The organism is Streptomyces enissocaesilis, assembly GCF_039533765.1.
Classification (GTDB): domain Bacteria; phylum Actinomycetota; class Actinomycetes; order Streptomycetales; family Streptomycetaceae; genus Streptomyces; species Streptomyces enissocaesilis.
In genome coordinates, this window is sequence record NZ_BAAAUD010000018.1 from 184,759 (window position 1) to 202,621 (window position 17,863).

At 70.9% G+C, this 17,863-nt stretch carries 18 protein-coding genes; 13 read left to right on the forward strand and 5 right to left on the reverse strand.

The annotated features are described in order from the left end of the window. Window positions 1–24: 24 nt before the first annotated feature. Window positions 25–789 (forward strand): proteasome subunit alpha, encoded by a 765-nt coding sequence (gene prcA / locus ABD374_RS09350; protein ID WP_344493358.1) that lies wholly within the window; start codon window positions 25–27, stop codon window positions 787–789. 71 nt (window positions 790–860) lie between these two features. Here prcA and ABD374_RS09355 read toward each other — a convergent pair whose 3' ends face one another. Continuing rightward, on the reverse strand, window positions 861–1,904 hold the full coding sequence (locus ABD374_RS09355; RefSeq protein WP_344493360.1) for a LacI family DNA-binding transcriptional regulator: 1,044 nt from the start codon (window positions 1,902–1,904) through the stop codon (window positions 861–863). A gap of 121 nt (window positions 1,905–2,025) precedes the next feature. On the opposite strand from ABD374_RS09355, the gene ABD374_RS09360 reads away from it, so the two are divergent. The 12 genes from ABD374_RS09360 (at window position 2,026) to ABD374_RS09415 (ending at window position 13,801) form a co-directional block, all read left to right on the forward strand. Beyond that, window positions 2,026–3,297 carry an MFS transporter gene (locus ABD374_RS09360; protein ID WP_344493362.1) on the forward strand — a complete coding sequence of 424 codons (1,272 nt, stop codon included), beginning with the start codon at window positions 2,026–2,028 and terminating at the stop codon, window positions 3,295–3,297. 9 nt (window positions 3,298–3,306) lie between these two features. Continuing rightward, window positions 3,307–4,668, forward strand: coding sequence for a Pup--protein ligase (gene pafA, locus ABD374_RS09365; RefSeq protein WP_069929580.1), 1,362 nt, complete (start codon window positions 3,307–3,309; stop codon window positions 4,666–4,668). Between the two features lie 129 nt (window positions 4,669–4,797). After that, window positions 4,798–5,748 (forward strand): FKBP-type peptidyl-prolyl cis-trans isomerase, encoded by a 951-nt coding sequence (locus ABD374_RS09370; RefSeq protein WP_344493365.1) that lies wholly within the window; start codon window positions 4,798–4,800, stop codon window positions 5,746–5,748. A 44-nt stretch (window positions 5,749–5,792) separates the two neighbouring features. After that, window positions 5,793–6,164: an FKBP-type peptidyl-prolyl cis-trans isomerase gene (locus ABD374_RS09375; protein ID WP_344493367.1), complete on the forward strand. Its 372-nt coding sequence runs from the start codon at window positions 5,793–5,795 to the stop codon at window positions 6,162–6,164. Window positions 6,165–6,282: 118 nt separating this feature from the next. Beyond that, the gene (locus ABD374_RS09380) at window positions 6,283–7,239 is read left to right on the forward strand and encodes a helix-turn-helix transcriptional regulator (RefSeq protein ID WP_344493369.1); all 957 of its coding nucleotides are present in this window, start codon (window positions 6,283–6,285) and stop codon (window positions 7,237–7,239) included. Between the two features lie 14 nt (window positions 7,240–7,253). After that, complete coding sequence (locus ABD374_RS09385; RefSeq protein ID WP_344493371.1) at window positions 7,254–8,216, forward strand: helix-turn-helix transcriptional regulator; 963 nt, start codon at window positions 7,254–7,256, stop codon at window positions 8,214–8,216. A 14-nt stretch (window positions 8,217–8,230) separates the two neighbouring features. Then, entirely contained in the window at window positions 8,231–8,500 is a 270-nt protein-coding gene (locus ABD374_RS09390; RefSeq protein ID WP_344493373.1) for a hypothetical protein, read from the forward strand. A gap of 17 nt (window positions 8,501–8,517) precedes the next feature. Further along, window positions 8,518–8,715 (forward strand): hypothetical protein, encoded by a 198-nt coding sequence (locus ABD374_RS09395; protein WP_344493375.1) that lies wholly within the window; start codon window positions 8,518–8,520, stop codon window positions 8,713–8,715. A gap of 209 nt (window positions 8,716–8,924) precedes the next feature. Then, complete coding sequence (tatA, locus tag ABD374_RS09400; protein WP_344493377.1) at window positions 8,925–9,221, forward strand: Sec-independent protein translocase subunit TatA; 297 nt, start codon at window positions 8,925–8,927, stop codon at window positions 9,219–9,221. Between the two features lie 65 nt (window positions 9,222–9,286). Then, window positions 9,287–10,234: a twin-arginine translocase subunit TatC gene (gene tatC / locus ABD374_RS09405; RefSeq protein ID WP_486388624.1), complete on the forward strand. Its 948-nt coding sequence runs from the start codon at window positions 9,287–9,289 to the stop codon at window positions 10,232–10,234. A gap of 112 nt (window positions 10,235–10,346) precedes the next feature. Continuing rightward, window positions 10,347–13,169, forward strand: a complete 2,823-nt coding sequence (locus tag ABD374_RS09410; protein ID WP_344493379.1) for a DEAD/DEAH box helicase — start codon at window positions 10,347–10,349, stop codon at window positions 13,167–13,169. A 305-nt stretch (window positions 13,170–13,474) separates the two neighbouring features. Continuing rightward, entirely contained in the window at window positions 13,475–13,801 is a 327-nt protein-coding gene (locus ABD374_RS09415; protein ID WP_425577171.1) for a cytochrome P450, read from the forward strand. Window positions 13,802–13,900: 99 nt separating this feature from the next. Here the strand turns inward: ABD374_RS09415 and ABD374_RS09420 are convergent, their stop codons facing one another. From ABD374_RS09420 to ABD374_RS09435, 4 genes are all read right to left on the reverse strand, one after another. Further along, on the reverse strand, window positions 13,901–14,557 hold the full coding sequence (locus ABD374_RS09420) for a fasciclin domain-containing protein (protein WP_344493381.1): 657 nt from the start codon (window positions 14,555–14,557) through the stop codon (window positions 13,901–13,903). A 436-nt stretch (window positions 14,558–14,993) separates the two neighbouring features. Then, the gene (locus ABD374_RS09425) at window positions 14,994–16,361 is read right to left on the reverse strand and encodes a cryptochrome/photolyase family protein (RefSeq protein WP_344493383.1); all 1,368 of its coding nucleotides are present in this window, start codon (window positions 16,359–16,361) and stop codon (window positions 14,994–14,996) included. Between the two features lie 76 nt (window positions 16,362–16,437). Continuing rightward, on the reverse strand, window positions 16,438–17,202 hold the full coding sequence (locus ABD374_RS09430) for an anti-sigma factor (protein WP_344493385.1): 765 nt from the start codon (window positions 17,200–17,202) through the stop codon (window positions 16,438–16,440). Beyond that, entirely contained in the window at window positions 17,199–17,783 is a 585-nt protein-coding gene (locus tag ABD374_RS09435; protein WP_344493387.1) for a sigma-70 family RNA polymerase sigma factor, read from the reverse strand. The genes ABD374_RS09430 and ABD374_RS09435 overlap by 4 nt, the downstream gene beginning before the upstream one ends. Between the last annotated feature and the right edge of the window lie 80 nt (window positions 17,784–17,863).

Sequence of the window (17,863 nt, forward strand, 5' to 3'; positions counted from 1 at the left end):
CTGACAGAAAGGGACGGATAGCCGGTGTCGACGCCGTTCTATGTCTCACCCCAGCAGGCCATGGCCGACCGGGCGGAATACGCCCGGAAGGGCATCGCCCGCGGTCGCAGCCTTGTCGTGCTGCAGTACGCCGACGGCATCGTGTTCGTCGGCGAGAACCCGTCCCGTGCGCTGCACAAGTTCAGCGAGATCTACGACCGGATCGGCTTCGCGGCCGCCGGCAAGTACAACGAGTACGAGAACCTCAGAATCGGCGGCGTCCGGTACGCCGATCTGCGCGGATACACCTACGACCGTGCGGATGTGACGGCCCGTGGCCTCGCCAACGTCTACGCGCAGACGCTGGGCACGATCTTCTCCAGCAACGGGGAGAAGCCGTACGAGGTGGAGCTGGTCGTCGCGGAGGTCGGCGCCCGGCCCGAGGGTGATCAGATCTACCGGCTGCCGCACGACGGTTCGATCGTGGACGAGCACGGCTCGGTCGCGGTCGGCGGCAACGCGGAGCAGATCAGCAGCTTCCTCGACCAGCGCCACCGGGACGGGATGACGCTGGCGGAGGCGCTCAAGCTCGCCGTGCAGGCGCTCTCGCGGGACACCAACGGAAGCGAGCGGGAGATCCCCGCCGAGCGGCTCGAGGTCGCGGTCCTGGACCGTACGCGGCCGCAGGAGCGGAAGTTCAAGCGGATCGTCGGCCGTCAGCTGACCCGCCTGTTGGAGGCGGACGGCGACGCGGCCGCGCCCACCGACACCCCTTCGGACACCGAGGACACCGAGGACGCCGGGGAGTAACCGCTCCGGCACATCCCGGCCTGTGCCCCGGACCGCCCAGCGGCCCGGGGCGCGGGCGTGCCGGAGACCTGTCAGGCGCGTGCGGTGGAGCCGCGGACGATCAGTTCCACCGGGAGGTCGCCGCCCTCGGGCCTGCGGCCGTCCAGGACGGCCAGCAGCGCCGCCATGCCCCGCTCCCCGACCTGCTCGGCGGGCAGCCGCACGGTGGTGAGTTCGGGCTCCACGGCGGTCGCGAGGGCCAGATCGTCGAAGCCGGTGACCGAGACGTCCTCGGGCACCCGCAGGCCCAGCCGCCGCAGCGCCTTGCAGGCGCCCGCCGCGAGGATGTCGTCGTCGCAGACGAGTGCCGTCGGCCGGGGCCCGGGACCGGTGAGCGCCAGCTCGGCGGCGCGCCGGGCGCCGTGTACGTCCAGGGGTGCCGGCACCGTGCGTACGACGGCGTCGGGGGCCCGGCGCAGCGCGGCGCGGAGCGCTCCGGAGCGTACGTCGAAGGTCCAGGAGTCCACGGCCGACGCGAGGTGGACGAACCGGCGGTGGCCGAGGGCGAGCAGATGCTCCGTCACCTGGCGCATCCCGTCGGCGATGTCGAGGTTCACGTGCGCGGCTGCGCCCGGGTCCGCCGGATCGCTGTCGAGCATCACGAGCGGCAGCCCCGCGCCCCGGATCGCCCCCAGGGAGCCGGCCGCCATGGAGGACGCGATGACGCCGTCCAGCGCGGCCCGGGCCGAGGCGAAGGGGTCCCGGGCGGGCCCCGTCCCGTCGGGGGAGGGGTAGAGGACGACGCCGAAGTCCTGCTCGGCGGCCGTGCGGGCGGCGCCCGCGTAGACCCGGGCGAAGAACTCGTTGGTGAGGGCGGGCACGACGAGCAGGGCGGTCCTGGTCCTGCCGAGCCGCAGGTTCCGGGCGGCGAGGTTGGGCCGGTACCCGAGCCCCCGCGCCGCCTCGCGCACCAGGCCCGCGGTGCGCTCCGAGACCCGCCCGCGCCATTTGTCGCCGAGCACGAGCGACACGGTGGCCTGCGAGACCCCGGCGGCGCGGGCGACGTCCCTGCTGGTCGGCGTCGTGGCGGGCGCCGCCGGGCGGCCGGCGTCGTGGGTGTCGTCCGGGCTGGTCACTCGTGCCTCCGCAGCAACGGCTTTCCGCCGCGAGGTGGACCCGCGGCCTGGCTCATGGTACGTATGACACAGGACGTTATACGTAAAACTTCGGTGCGTGCCGGAGCGGAGAGGGGCAAACATGGCCGCGGGATACGCGGAACTCCTCAGGACGCGGCACGCCGCGCGCCTGCTGGCGGGCACCCTGGTGGGGCGGCTCCCCAACGCCACCGCCCCCATCGCGATCGTGCTCTTCACCCGCGCCGAGGGCGGCAGCTACTCGCTGGCCGGCGGCCTCGCCGCGGTGTACGGGCTCGGCAACGCCGTCGGGCAGCCGCTGCTCGGCCGCGCCGTGGACCTCCACGGGCAGCCGCGCGTACAGCTCCCCGCCGCCGTCCTGTCGGCCCTCGGCATGGTCCTGCTCACCTTCGCCGGGATCGACCCGCTGCCGCTCGCCTACGCCGCCGTGGCGTTCGCCGGGCTCTTCACGCCGCCCCTGGAGGGGGGCCTGCGGGCCCTGTGGCCGAATGTGCTCGGCCGCGAGGACCGGGTGCACCGGGCGTACGCCATGGACGCGGTGGCCCAGGAGATCATGTTCACCGTCGGTCCCCTGCTCGTCACGCTGCTCGTGGCGCTCCGGTCGCCGACGGCCGCCCTCCTCGTCATCAACGCGGTGGGCGTGCTGGGCGCGCTCTCGGTCGTGCTCTCCGAGCCCTCGCGTGCCTGGCGTTCGGCGCCCCGCGAGGCCCACTGGCTGGGCGCCCTGCGCTCGCCGGGCCTGCTGGCCCTCCTCGGCGCGTTCTTCTTCGTCGGCCTCGCCCTCGGCTCGATCACCGTCGCGGGTGTCGCGTACGCCGACGACCACGGCCGGGAGGCGGTGTACGGCTGGCTGATGGCGGCGCTGGGCCTCGGCGCGCTCGCGGGCGGCTTGGTGTACGGCGCCCGGCAGTGGGCCGGCGCCCCCGAGCGACGGCTGCGGTTCCTGGTCGCGCTGCTGGCGGCCGGCTACCTGCCGCTGATGCTCACCCCCGGCATCCCCGCGATGGTCGTACTGGCCGCGGTCTCCGGCGTCTTCCTCGCACCCGCGCTCGCCTGTGCCTTCATCGTCGTCGACCGGCACGCCCCCCGCGGCACCGTCACCGAGGCCTTCTCCTGGCTGGTCACCACCTTCGGCGTAGGCGCGGCGGCCGGAACCGGGGCCGCGGGACCGGCCGTCGAGCACGGCGGCACCGCCGCGAGCTTCGCCGTCGCGGCGGCCGGTGGAGTCGCCGCGCTACTGGTCCTGCTGGCCACTCGGCGGGTTCTCGCGATTCCCCTTGTCACGCCCCTTCCCAAGGACTCCGTCGCAATGCCTTGCGAAAATGATCGAATCGGTGCGGCCGAACCCGGTTTCAGGACAGGCCATCAGGCGTAATGTTCAGTCATGGACCGCCGCATTTTCGGGCTGGAGAACGAGTACGGCGTCACGTGCACGTTCAGGGGACAGCGCCGACTGTCTCCTGACGAAGTGGCGCGCTACCTCTTCCGCCGTGTTGTGTCATGGGGCCGCAGCAGCAATGTCTTCCTGCGGAACGGCGCCCGCCTCTACCTCGACGTGGGATCGCATCCGGAATACGCAACTCCCGAATGCGACAACGTGACCGAGCTCGTCACCCACGACAAGGCGGGCGAGCGCATTCTCGAAGGTCTGCTCGTCGACGCCGAACGCCGCCTGCACGAGGAGGGAATCGCGGGCGACGTCTATCTCTTCAAGAACAACACCGACTCTGCGGGAAACTCCTACGGCTGCCACGAGAATTACCTGGTGGCGCGCCACGGAGAGTTCTCCAGGCTCGCGGACATCCTCATCCCGTTCCTCGTCACCCGGCAGCTGATCTGCGGAGCCGGCAAGGTGCTGCAGACCCCGCGTGGCGCGGTCTTCTGCGTCAGCCAGCGTGCCGAGCACATCTGGGAGGGCGTCAGCTCCGCGACGACCCGCTCCCGGCCGATCATCAACACCCGCGACGAGCCGCACGCGGACGCCGAGCGCTACCGCAGGCTCCACGTCATCGTCGGCGACTCGAACATGTCCGAGACGACCATGCTGCTCAAGGTCGGCGCCACCGACCTCGTCCTGCGCATGATCGAGGCGGGCACGGTGATGCGCGACCTCACCCTGGAGAACCCGATCCGGGCCATCCGCGAGGTCAGCCACGACACCACCGGTCAGCGCAAGGTGCGGCTGGCCAGCGGCCGCGAGGCCTCCGCCATAGAGGTACAGCGCGAGTACTACGAGAAGGCCGTGGACTTCGTGGACCGCCGCGGCATCCGTACGGGCACGGTCGAGCAGGTCCTCGAACTGTGGGGCCGCGCGCTCGACGCGATCGAGGCGGAGGACCTCGACCGGATCGGCACCGAGATCGACTGGGTCATGAAGTACAAGCTCATCGAGCGCTACCGGGCCAAGCACAACATGACCATGTCTCACCCCCGGGTCGCCCAGATAGACCTCGCGTACCACGACATCCACCGTCGGCGCGGGCTCTACTACCTGCTGGAGAAGAAGGGGCAAGCCGCCCGCATCTGCAACGACTTGAAGATCTTCGAAGGCAAGTCGGTGCCTCCGCAGACCACCAGGGCGCGGCTGCGCGGCGACTTCATCCGCAGGGCCCAGGAACAGCGGCGGGACTTCACCGTCGACTGGGTGCACCTCAAGCTCAACGACCAGGCGCAGCGCACCGTGCTGTGCAAGGACCCCTTCCGGTCGGTGGACGACCGGGTGGAGAAGCTCATCGCCGGTATGTGATCCGGAGGTGATCCGGCCGTCGCGAACCCGGCGGGGAACGCAACCCGGGCCCCGCACGTTCCTCGTGCGGGGCCCGGCCACGCCTTAGAGTGGCGGGCACTACTGTGCCGTCTGAGATCTGAGGAACACGTGCGCCGACTTGCCGGCCTACTTGTCGTCCCCCTGCTGCTGCTCTCGACAGCGGCGTGCGGCAGCGACGACAAGGGCTCCGACTCCACCTCGTCGAAGAACGGAATGCCGGCGATCACCGCGGGCGCCAAGTTCGGCGAGAAGCCGACCCTCGCCAAGGGGGAGGGCGATCCGCCCAAGGAACTCAAGGCAGAGGTCCTCAGCAAGGGCAAGGACGACGCTGCGACCCTCAAGAAGGGTGACGCCATCGAGGTGAACTACCTCGGCCAGCAGTGGGACTCCACGAAGCCCTTCGACAACAGCTTCGACCGCAAGCAGCCGTTCCCGCTGACCCTCGGCGCCGGCATGGTCATCCCCGGCTGGGACAAGGGCCTGGAGGGCCAGAAGGTCGGCAGCCGCGTCCAGCTCGTCATCCCGCCGGAGGACGGCTACGGCGCGCAGGGCCAGCCCCCCACGATCAAGCCCAACGCCACCCTGGTCTTCGTCGTGGACATCCTGAAGGCCAAGTCCATCCCCGCGTCCGCCAAGGGCAGCGAGGTCGCGCAGGACAACATCGACCTGCCCAGGATCGGCACCAACACCGACGGCAAGGCGCCGAAGGTCACCGTGCCGAAGAAGTCCGACCCGCCGAAGAAGCTGGTCTCCGGCTACGTGCTGGAGAGCGACGGCGCGAAGGTGAAGGAGGCCGACACGGTGACCGTCGCCTACCAGGGACTGATCTGGAAGGACGGCAAGCTCTTCGACAGCACCTACGCCCAGGGCAAGACCCAGCAGTTCGCGCTCCCGCAGGTCACCCTGAAGGGTCTCAAGGACGGCCTGGTCGGCAAGAAGGCCGGCAGCCGTGTGCTCCTCGTCATCCCGCCGGACCAGGCCTTCGGCGACAAGAAGCAGGACGCCATCCCCGCGAACTCGACGCTGGTCTTCCAGGTGGACATTCTCGCGGTGATGTAAGACTGTCCAGGTTGCCCAGTTCGTAGTACAGAGGAGCATTTTCCGTGAGCATCGAAAAGCCCGAGGTCGACTTCCCGGGTGGCGAGCCGCCGAAGGACCTGCAGATCAGGGACATCTGGGAGGGCGACGGCGCGGTGGCTCAGGCGGGCCAGAACGTCAAGGTCCACTACGTGGGCGTGGCCTTCTCCACCGGTGAGGAGTTCGACTCCAGCTGGAACCGCGGCACGCCGCTGCAGTTCCCGCTCGGTGCCGGCCGCGTCATCGCCGGCTGGGACCAGGGTGTGCAGGGCATGAAGGTCGGCGGTCGCCGCGAGCTGATCATTCCCCCGCACCTCGCGTACGGCGACCAGGGCGCCGGCGCCGCCATCAAGCCGGGCGAGACGCTGATCTTCGTCTGCGACCTCGTCGCGGTCTGATCAAGCACGAGCGGTACGAGGTACGAGGGTCCATGCCGTCCGGCATGGACCCTCGGCTTTTGCCGGGACACCCCGGAGCGGTACGGTCGAGGGTCGTGGAGCAAGAGAGAGGGTGCCGATGGCGATTGCCAAGGCCGAGCGGTTGATGAACCTGGCGTTGTGCCTGCTGGGGACCCGGCGTCCGCTCAGCAAGCGGGAGCTGCGGGGGTCCATCGAGGCCTACCTGGAGGCCGGCACCGACGATTCCTTCAACCGGATGTTCGAGCGCGACAAGGACGATCTGCGCGAACTCGGCCTGGTCATCGAGACCGTCGAGAACCTCGACGGCGAGGTCGGCTACCTGGCCCGCCGCGACAGCAACCGGCTCCCCCCCATCACCCTCGACGCCGAGGAGGCCGCCGCCCTCGGCCTCGCGGCCAAGGTCTGGCAGCAGGCCCGCCTCGCCGGCGCCGCCAGCGGCGCGCTGCAGAAGCTGCGCGCAGCGGGCATGCCGGAGGCGGAGGACCCGTACGAAGGCCACCACAGCGCCCTCGAACCGCGGATTCCGGTGCACGAGACGGCCTTCGAGCCGCTGATGCTGGCCTGCCGCGACCGGCGCCCCGTCGTCTTCGACTACCGCAAGGCGAACGCCGCCCGCGCCGAGACCCGGCACGTGGAACCGTGGACGCTGGAGTGCTGGCGCGGCCACTGGTACCTCGCGGGGTGGGACCGCGAGCGCGGCGCCGAGCGCGTCTTCCGGCTCTCCCGGATCACCGGCAAGGTCCGCTCCCGCGCGGGGGCCTTCACCGCCGAGGTGCCGGACGTCGTGACCGTGCGCGAGACCGTCGAGAGCTGGGCGGGCGAGACCGCCACCCGCACGGCCCGGATCAGGCTGCGTCCGGGTTCCGGCTATCCGCTGCGGGCCAGGGCCACGGCCGTGCGGGACCTGGGCGACGGCTGGGACGAGCTGGAGATCCCGTACGGCCACGGGCTCGACGCGGGGCTCGTCGAGCTCGGCCCCGAGGTCGTCGTACTGGCCCCCGCTGACCTGCGGGCGGACGTCATGGACCGGCTGCGCGCCGTGGCCAAGGACTGAGGGGACCACGACGCATGGTCACGAACGCGATCGACCAGACCCGGCGGATGCTGTCCCTGGTGACGTACCTGCGCGAGCGCCCCGGCGCGCACGTCAGCGACGTCGCCCGCGCCTTCGGGATCACCGAGGACGAGCTGATCTCCGACCTCGACGTCCTGCCCATGTGCGGAACGAGCTTCCGGGGCGGCGACCTGCTCGACATCGACACCGACGGCGACCGGATCTGGTGGCACAACCCCGACGACGTCGCCGAGCCGCTGCGGCTCGCCGCCGACGAGGCCACCGCGCTGCTCGTCGCCGCCCGCGCCGTCTCCACCCTTCCCGGCCTGCGCGAGGGCGACCGGCAGGCGCTGCTGCGGGCCACCGCGAAGCTGGAGGCCGCGGCGGGCGAGGCGGCGGGCGCCAGCTCCAGGCTGTCGGTGACCTTCGAGTCCGAGGGAGGCGTCTTCGCCGAGGTCGACCGGGCGATCTCGGAGCGGCGCCGGCTGTGGCTGCGCTACTACTCCCCGGCGCGCGACGAGCTCACCGAACGCGAGGTGGACCCGATCCGGCTCTTCGCCCTGGGGCACACGTACATGGAGGCCTGGTGCAGGCACTCCGAGGCGCGGCGTACGTTCCGGCTCGACCGGGTCGCCGAGATCAGACTGCTCGACGAGCCGTCCGTACCGCCGGAGATCGAGCTGCGGGACCTGTCGGAGGGGCTGGTCCAGCCCTCGGCGGACGACCCCGAGGTCGTGGTGGAGGTCGGGCCCGGCGGCCGCTGGGTCGCCGAGTACTACCCGCACGACAGCGCGGAAGAACTGCCCGACGGCGGTCTGCGGATCACCCTGCGCACGCCGGAACCGGCCTCGCTGCGACGGCTGGCCCTGCGCCTCGGCGGGGACGGTCACATCGTGTCGCCCCCGGAACTGGTGGCCAGCGCGCGGGAGGCGGCCCGCGAGGCGCTCGCGGCGTACGAGAGTTCCGGCCAGGCGTAAGGAGATCGGTGGACATGTCGCTACTGCCCGGTATTCCCACCCAGGGGATTCACGCCCAGGTGGGTCCGGTCCTCTTCAAGGCCGGCTGCCCCGACTGCGGCGCCCGCTTCGAACTGTCCGCGGGCTCGCTGCGCCTCGCGATCGGCGCCAGCCGCCGTACGACCTTCTACTCCTTCACCTGTCCCGAGTGCGCGGCGGCGGTCCGCAAGCCGGCGGGCGAGCGGATCGTCGAGCTCCTCACCGGCGGCGGCGTGCGGACGCTGCGACTCCACTCCACCGTCTGACCGTCTAGGCTCTGCGCATGCTCTGGCCGATGCTCGCAATCGCTCTTGGTTTCTCCGGTCTCGCCGTACTCGGCGTCCTGGCGATCCGGGTTTTCCTGGAGGTCCAGCGTCTGGGCCGCCAGGTCGCCGACACCTCGGCGGAGATCAACGCCGCCGCGGAGAACCTGGAGCGCGCGGCCGGGAACCTGGCGCGCAGTGGCGAATCCTGGCGGTAGGAAGCGCGGCCTCCACCGGCGAGTGACCGGGGCGTAGGCTGGTGGAGCGGCTTCTCGAGCGAGGCGCGGGCCGCAATTCGAAGTACGCACAGGCATTGCCCCGCGTTTACTCCCGCGGGTTACGATCGCAGCCAGCGCGGCGACCGGACAAGCGTCCGGCCGGTCGGGCATCAGACTCCCTGTCGCCTCGGTGAAGAAGGTAAAAAGCTATGGGTAGGCTCGGCCCCACCGAGATCATTCTCATCCTCGTCGTCATCATCCTGCTGTTCGGTGCCAAGAAGCTCCCGGACATGGCCCGCTCGCTGGGCAAGTCGGCCCGCATCCTCAAGAGCGAGGCCAAGGCGATGAAGAAGGACGACGACCAGAGCGCCCCGGCCGACCCGCCGCACGCGACGGGCACCGCCCAGGACCAGACCATGCCCGCGCCTCGTACGATCAAGGCCGCGCCGGGCGACGTGACGAGCTCGCGCCCGGTGACCGAGCCGACCGACACGACCAAGCGCTGACACCTGGGCCGCCGCAGGCACCGCGACGAGCGGTGACCGCCTGCCGCACGAGATGAGGACGTGGGTTGCTCAAGTCTGCCCCCAAACTGGAGAAGGACCCCGAGGGGCGCATGCCTCTCGTGGAGCACCTGCGCGAGCTCCGCAACCGGCTCGCCAAGGGCCTGCTGGCCATCATGGTGGTCACGATCGTGGCCCTCGTGTACAGCGAAGAGCTCATGTCGTTCCTGACGCACTCGGTGCCCAAGTGCGGGCCGGACGTCACCAGCGACGGCGGCAACTGCGCGATCGTCTCCTTCAACACGCTGATGGCTCCGTTCAGCGTGACGATCCAGGTGAGCCTCACCGCCGGCCTCGTCCTCGCGAGCCCGGTCTGGCTGTACCAGCTCTGGGCGTTCGTGGCGCCGGGGCTGCACAAGAACGAGAAGAAGTACACGTACGCCTTCGTCGGCGCCGCTGTGCCGCTGTTCTCGGCCGGCGCGTACCTCGCGTACCTCATCCTCCCCGTCAGCGTGAAGGTGCTCATCAGCCTGACGCCGGAGGGCTCGGCCAACATCCTGTCCCTGGGGGACGTGCTCGACTTCACCCTGCGGATGGTGCTCGTCTTCGGCCTCGCCTTCGAGTTGCCGCTGGTGCTGGTGATGCTCAACCTCACGGGCGTGCTCACCGGCCGTCGCATGCTCCAGTGGTGGCGCGGCGTCATCATGGGCGTCTTCCTCTTCGGCGCCGTGATCACACCGACGACCGACCCGGTCGGCATGCTGGCCCTGGCCGGGCCGATCACCGTCTTCTACTTCATGGCGGTCGGATTCTCGCTGCTGAACGACAAGCGGCGGGCCCGCAACAACCCCGACACCGAGCTGGACGACGACGAGGCATCGGTGCTCGACCTCACCCCGGAGGCGGTCGGCGCGGTCGAGGCCGTCCCCGCCGCGCGCGCCCTGCCCGAGCAGGCGGGCGCCGAGAGCGTCGGATCCCGGACGAAGCAGCTGAACGGCTACGACGACGTCACCTGACCCCACGGGGCCCGCCGGGTGACCGGCGCGGTCCGGGAAGCTCCGTGGTCCTGCGGTTGTCGATTAAAGATCCGGCTGACTGTCATACGTGGCGGGTAGGCTCGAAGGCAAGATGACAGAGGACCTTTCCCCAGCTGAGCGATATGCCGCTGCCCGGATCCGCGCCGCCGAGCAGGCCACCGCGCTTGCGCCCTTCCGCGAGCTGTACGACTTCGAGCTGGATCCGTTCCAGATCGAGGCATGCAAAGCCCTTGAGGCCGGCAAAGGCGTGCTCGTGGCCGCCCCGACCGGCTCGGGCAAGACCATCGTCGGCGAGTTCGCCGTGCACCTGGCGCTCGCCGAGCGCCGCAAGTGCTTCTACACCACACCCATCAAGGCGCTGTCCAACCAGAAGTACCAGGACCTGGCCAGGCGCTACGGCGCCGACAAGGTCGGACTGCTGACCGGCGACAACAGCGTCAACGCCGACGCCCCGGTGATCGTCATGACCACCGAGGTCCTGCGGAACATGCTGTACGCGGGCTCGCAGGCGCTGCGCGGGCTCGCCTATGTGGTGATGGACGAGGTGCACTACCTCTCCGACCGCTTCCGCGGCGCCGTCTGGGAAGAGGTGATCATCCACCTTCCCGAGTCGGTGACGCTGGTGTCGCTGTCGGCGACCGTCTCCAACGCGGAGGAGTTCGGCGACTGGCTGGACACCGTCCGCGGCGACACCGAGGTGATCGTCTCCGAGCACCGGCCCGTGCCGCTGTGGCAGCACGTGCTCGCCGGACGCAAGATGTACGACCTCTTCGAGGAGTCCGACGACGGCCGGGGCGGCCGGCGCGAGGTCAACCCCGACCTGGTGCGCATGGCGCGGATGGAGAACAGCAACCCGTTCACGCGCGACCGCCGCCGGGGCAGGAACATGCGGGAGGCGGACCGGGAGCGGGAGCGCAGGCAGCGCAGCCGCATCTGGACGCCCGGCAGGCCCGAGGTCATCGAGCGGCTCGACAGCGCGGGACTGCTGCCCGCGATCACGTTCATCTTCAGCCGGGCCGGCTGCGAGGCCGCCGTGCAGCAGTGTCTGTACGCGGGCCTGCGCCTCAACGACCAGGACGAGCGCCAGCTGGTGCGCGAGATCGTCGAGGAGCGGACGGCGTCCATCCCGGGCGAGGACCTGCACGTCCTCGGGTACTACGAATGGCTCGAAGGCCTGGAGCGGGGCATCGCCGCGCACCACGCCGGCATGCTGCCGACCTTCAAGGAGGTCGTCGAAGAGCTGTTCGTACGAGGGCTGGTCAAGGCCGTCTTCGCGACCGAGACGCTGGCGCTCGGCATCAACATGCCGGCCCGCTCGGTGGTGCTGGAGAAGCTCGTCAAGTGGAACGGCGAGCAGCACGCCGACATCACCCCCGGCGAGTACACCCAGCTGACCGGCCGGGCCGGGCGGCGCGGCATCGACGTCGAGGGACACGCGGTCGTCCTGTGGCAGCGCGGCATGGACCCGGGCGCGCTCGCGGGGCTGGCCGGGACGCGGACGTACCCGCTGCGTTCCAGCTTCAAGCCGTCGTACAACATGGCGGTCAACCTGGTGCAGCAGTTCGGGCGGCACCGCTCGCGCGAGCTGCTGGAGACCTCCTTCGCGCAGTTCCAGGCCGACAAGTCGGTCGTCGGCATCTCGAAGCAGGTCCAGCGGAACGAAGAGGGCATCCAGGGGTACCGGGAGGGCATGACCTGCCACCTCGGAGACTTCGAGGAGTACGCGCGGCTGTGCCGTGAGCTCAAGGACCGCGAGACCGAGCTGGCCAAGCAGGGCGCCACGCAGCGGCGGGTCGCGGCGGCCGCGTCGCTGGAGAAGCTCAAGCCCGGCGATGTCATCCATGTGCCCACCGGCAAGTTCGCGGGACTGGCGCTGGTGCTGGATCCGGGGCTGCCCGCCGGGCGCGCCAACGGGCACCGCGGATTCGACCAGCACGACGGGCCGCGGCCCCTGGTGCTGACCGCCGAGCGGCAGGTCAAGCGGCTCGCCTCGATCGACTTCCCGGTGCCGGTGGAGGCGCTGGAGCGGATGCGGATTCCGAAGTCCTTCAACGCGCGCAGCCCGCAGTCGCGTCGTGATTTGGCCTCCGCGCTGCGGACCAAGGCCGGGCACATCGAGCCGGAGCGGAACCGCAAGCAGCGCGCGGTGGCGGCCGACGACCGTGAGATCGCGCGACTGCGCGCCGCACTGCGCGCGCACCCGTGCCACGGCTGCGACGAGCGCGAGGACCACGCCCGCTGGGCCGAGCGCTACCACCGGCTCCAGCGCGACACCAAGCAGCTGGAGCGGCGCATCGAGGGACGGACGAACACCATCGCCCGCACCTTCGACCGGATCTACGCCCTGCTGACCGAGCTCGACTACCTGCGCGGCGACGCGGCCACCGAGCACGGCAAGCGGCTCGCCCGGCTCTACGGCGAGCTCGACCTGCTGGCGTCCGAGTGCCTGCGCGAGGGTGTGTGGGAAGGGCTGAATCCGGCCGAACTGGCCGCCTGCGTCTCGGCCTTGGTCTTCGAGGCGCGCCAGGCGGACGACGCGGTCGCGCCGAAGGTGCCCACCGGGCCGGCGAAGAGCGCGCTGGGCGAGATGGTCCGCATCTGGGGCAGGCTCGACGCCCTGGAGGAGGATTTCAAGATCAATCAGGCGGAGGGGGTCGGACAGCGCGAGCCCGATCTCGGCTTCGCCTGGGCGGTGTTCATGTGGGCCTCCGGCAAGGGACTCGACGAGGTGCTGCGCGAGGCGGAGATGCCTGCGGGCGACTTCGTCCGCTGGTGCAAGCAGGTCATCGACGTACTGGGGCAGATCGCGGCGGCCGCGCCGTCCTCGGCCGAAGGCAGTACGGTCACGAAGAACGCACGCAAGGCGGTCGACGCCGTACTGCGGGGCGTTGTCGCCTACTCGTCGGTGGGCTGACGGCTCCGTCCGGTCCGTCTGGCTCCGCCATGGTGCGCCGCTCCCCTTGAGGGGGGCGGCGCATGCGCGCGTGTGGGGCCAACGAGGCTTGTGTGACGTGTGGTTGTGAGTTATCCACAGGGGTGGTGCGGTGTCGGACCGGTGCGCTTCGATGGAGTCCTGCACAGCGCACGACGCGACGCGACGCGCGCCGTCCGAACAGGGGGGACCGTCATGACCACGGGCACGGGCACGGTGCGGCCGCCGACGCGCGGGCGCAGGGGGAAGGGCAGGTCCAGAAGCGGGGGCCGGGGCGGGAGGAGGCCATGACGACCGTGGAGGGGCCGCGCGGGGTGCCGGTCCTCGGCAATCTGCCGCGGTTCGGAAAGGACCCGCTCGCCTTCTTCGAAAAACTGCGGGCACGTGGTGACATGGTGCGCTGGCGGTTCGGGCCCAGGCCGTCACTGTTCCTGGCCGATCCGCGGCACATCGGCGAGCTGATGAGGGAGACGGAGCGGGCCTTCGACCAGCCGGACCTCGGGATCGCGTTCCGTACCGTCATGGGCAACGGGGTGGTGGTGGCCCGGGGGCCGGAGTGGTGTCCCGTCGTACCCCCTCGCGCCGCGGTGCGGCGGTCTGGAGGCGGCGGATGAGCGCCAGGTCCTGCATCCGGTTCCCGCCGGGTGGCAGGAACGGGATACAGGACACAGGGTGACCGACCGGAGGGACGCGCCCAAGTCCTCCCTGCCGGTCTACTTCGGCATCAGGACGGTGTCGATGATGTGGACGGTGGCGTTGGCGGTGGGGACGTTGCCGCAGACGACGTTCGCGGTGTCGTTGACCTTGTAGGACTCGCCGGAGCCGGAAGTCGTCAGCTTGCTCTTCTGGAGCGTGTCGTAGGAGCCGTTCTCGAGCTGCTGGGGGGTGAGCTTCTCGCCCACGACGTGGTAGGTCAGGATCTTGGTGAGGGTGGCCTTGTCGTTGAGGACCTTGTCGAGGTCGGCCTTCGGGATCTTCGCGAAGGCGTCGTTGGTCGGCGCGAACACCGTGATGTTCTCGGCGTTGTTGAGCGTGTCGACCAGACCGGCCTTCTTGACCGCGGTCACCAGTGTCGACAGCGCCGGGTTGTTCGACGCGGCGGTCGCCACCGGGTCCTTGGCCATGCCGTCGAAGCTGCCCGCGCCGTCCTTCGGGACCGAAGCACACCCCGGACCGAACGGCTTGTCCATGGTCGACGCGGTGCTGCCCGTCGCGGAGTCCGGCGAGTCGGAGGACTTCTGCTCGGCGGCCGACGTGGCGGCGGCGTCACTGTCCTTGGTGTCGCCGCTGGAGCACGCGGTCAGCGAAAGGGGCAGCAGCGCCGCACCCGCGACGACGACGGCGATGCGCTGGAAACGGGAAGTGCTCATGGTGTTCTCCTTCAAGGGATACGTACACAGGGGGGAAGAAAGGGTGGTGAAGAACGACGGGGTCGCGGGGTGCCGGGCTGGAGCGCCGGTTCGCCGACGGTCCGGGAGGCCCGTACGGCGCGGTCCTTCGCGGCAGGGGGCGCGGTCGGCGACCGCGCTGCCGACGGCTGGGACAGGACCCGCTTCCGGCCGTACGGCTCCCCGGGACGATTTCCGCTCCGTACAGCGGCGGGAACCCCGAGCGCAGCCCGTCGGGAGCGGCGAGGCGGACGCGCACCGGGCGCACTGCCCCGCGCGGACCTCGGTCGCGCGCTGCCGTTGCTCCCTTATCTCTGCTCACACCCGGTATTCGGTGCCACGGGGGCTGCGGATTGGTCGTTCGCCGGATTTGATTAATCCTCGTGCGGACGGCCGATCTGCGGGGGAGCGATGCCGGTCAGTTCAGACCGCGGGCCCGCTCGAAGCGCGCGCGGGCGTCGGCGAGGTCCACGACCGGCTCCGGGTAGTCGATGCGGGCCCGTTCCGGTCCCGTCACCGCCCACGGCCGGTGGACGGCCGCCCCCGCGAGGCCGGCGAGTTCGGGCACCCAGCGCCGCACGTAGTCGCCCTCGGCGTCGAAGCGGCCGGCCTGCGCCAGCGGGTTGAGCAGCCGGTTGGGGCGCGTGTCGGTCCCGGTACCGGCCATCCACTGCCAGTTCAACTGGTTGTTGGCGACGTCTCCGTCCACCAGCAGGTCCAGGAAGTGCCGGGCGCCCACCCGCCAGTCGACGTACAGCGTCTTGGTCAGGAAGCTCGCCACCAGCAGCCGGCCGCGGTTGTGCATCCACCCCTCGTGCAGCAGCTGGCGCATGGCCGCGTCCACCACGGGATATCCGGTACGGCCCTCCTGCCAGGCGGTGATCTCCTGCTGGTCCGTGCGCCAGTGGTCGCCGCGCGTGCGGTAGTCGGCCCACGACGCGGCGGGGCGGGCCGCGAGGACCTGGTAGTGGAAGTCCCGCCAGGCCAGCTGGCGTACGAACGCGTCCCCGCCCGGGCCGCCCTTGTGCCGTGCGTGGTGGATCAGTTCGGTCGCGGAGAGGGAACCGAAGTGCAGATGTGCGGAGAGCCGTGAAGTGGCGTCCCCCGACAGGTCGTCCTGGCGTTCCCCGTACGCTTCGACGCCGTCCGCCAGCCAGGCGCGCAGCCGCTCACGGCCTTCCTGTTCACCGCCCTTGGCGAGGCCGGGCGACGTTCCCGCGACCGCCCGGCGCGACGGCAGCGGATCGCCGGTGGCCGTGTCCGGAACCCGCACCGCCCGGGGCGCCGCCATCACATCGCGCACACCGGCCTCTTCCCACTTGCGCAGGTACGGAGTGAAGACAGCGAAGTGGTCCTTGCCGGCCGGCGTGACCTGCCCGGGGGGAACCGCGGTGATCACGGCGTCGTGGACGTGCAGCGCGCACCGCACGCTCCCGAGAGCGGCGCGCAGCCGTTCCTCCCTGCGCGCCGCGTAGTGGCTCACGCCGCCCGCCAGGTGCACCTCCTGGGCCCCGGTCCGGGCCACCACCCGGCCGACCTCTTCCACCACGTCGCCGGTACGGACCACCAGGCGCCCGCCCCGCTCCCGCAGTCCGGCGTCCAGGTCGGCCAGGCAGTCGGCGAGGAACGCGCGGCGGTTGGGCGCGTCGAAGCCGGCCCGGGCCACGCCCCGGTCCAGGACGAACAGGGGCACCACCTCGTCTGCCCGGCGCAGCGCCGCGCGGAGCACCGGCTGGTCGTACAGCCGCAGATCCGAGGTGAACAGCACGACGGCAACAGCACTCATGGGGGGTTCCCTGTCTTCATCCTGCGCGTTCTTGTGTGTTCTCGTGCAGCCTTGCGTGTCTTGGCGGACGCTGCTCCTACACGGTCCGGAAGTTCATCAGGGCCAGAGGGTCCGTGGTCGGCCGCGCCGAGCCGCCCGCCGGTTCGACGGTGATGCCCATCCCGCGGGCCGTGCCGACCGGGCCGTCCATCAGCACCGCCGTCGCGGGCCCCGAGAGCGCGGACCGGTCCATGAGGCCGGCGGACCGCATCGTGCCGCCGTCGTCGAACCACAGCTGGTAGACCTTGCCGCTCGGCGGCTCCGGCATCCCGGACGCGAGGAAGGCCGCCTTGTCGCGCTCACGCGAGACGATCACCGTGCCGGTCACGCCGTCCGCGATCTTTCCCGTGGTGACCTTGGCGTCGGGCGCGGTGAGGACCGAGGCAAGCGTCTCGGACTGCTGCTGCGCCCGCTGCGCCTGTTCCTGGGCGTCCTGCGCCTCCTGGTGCTGCCACACCGCGACCCCGCCGAAGGCGGCGGCCGCGGCCAGGCAGGCGGCGAGCACGAGGCGCGGCAGGACGCGGCTCCGGCGCCTGTGGAACGGCACCTGGGTGGGCAGGGGAACCCTGGGCGGGTCCTGGCGTTCGGTGGTGATCCGCCGCATCACCTGCTCCTTGAGGGCGGCGGGTGGTGTCACGGTCATCGCGAGCCCCAGCCGCGCCGCGGTGGCGGTGAGTTCCCGCACCTCCTGCGTGCAGGACGGGCAGTCCTCGAGGTGCAGCTCGAACTCGGCACGCTCCTCGGCGGTCAGGGCGTGCAGGGCGTACGCCCCGGTCAGCGTGTGCAGCTCCGCGGTGCTCATGCGCCGACCCCCAGACAGTCGCGCAGCCGGATCAGTCCGTCGCGCAGGCGTGTTTTGACCGTGCCGAGCGGTATGGCCAGCAGTTCGGCCACCTCGCGGTAGGCCAGCCCCCGGTAGTAGGCGAGCGTCACCGACTGCCGTTGCAGTTCGGTGAGGGTGCGCAGGCAGCGCCGTACCTGCTCGCGTTCGAGCCGGCTCTCCACCTCCTCGGTCACCTCGTCGAAGGCGGGCGTGTGCTCCAGCAGCGCCGCCTTCCGCTCGCGGTCCGACGACGCCTGGGCGGACCGTACCCGGTCCACCGCCCGCCGGTGCGCCAGCGTGAGGACCCACGTCATGGCCGAACCGCGGGACGGCTGGAAGCGCGAGGCGCTCCGCCAGACCTCGATCAGCACCTCCTGGGTGACCTCCTCCGACTGGGCCGGGTCGCGGAGCACCGCGCGCACCAGGCCCAGTACGGGCCCGCAGACCGCGTCGTAGACCTGGCTGAAGGCATCCTGGTCACCCCGGGCCACCTTCCCCAGCAACTTCTGGAGGTCGGGTGGCGCCGGGGCGATTCCCCCGATGTGCACGACTTCGTTCACGCGGCTTTCCTCCACGGTGCGGACCGGGCCGGCCCGGACCGGGCCCGGGGCAGGCTTCACCGCACATTCGGAGCCGACGT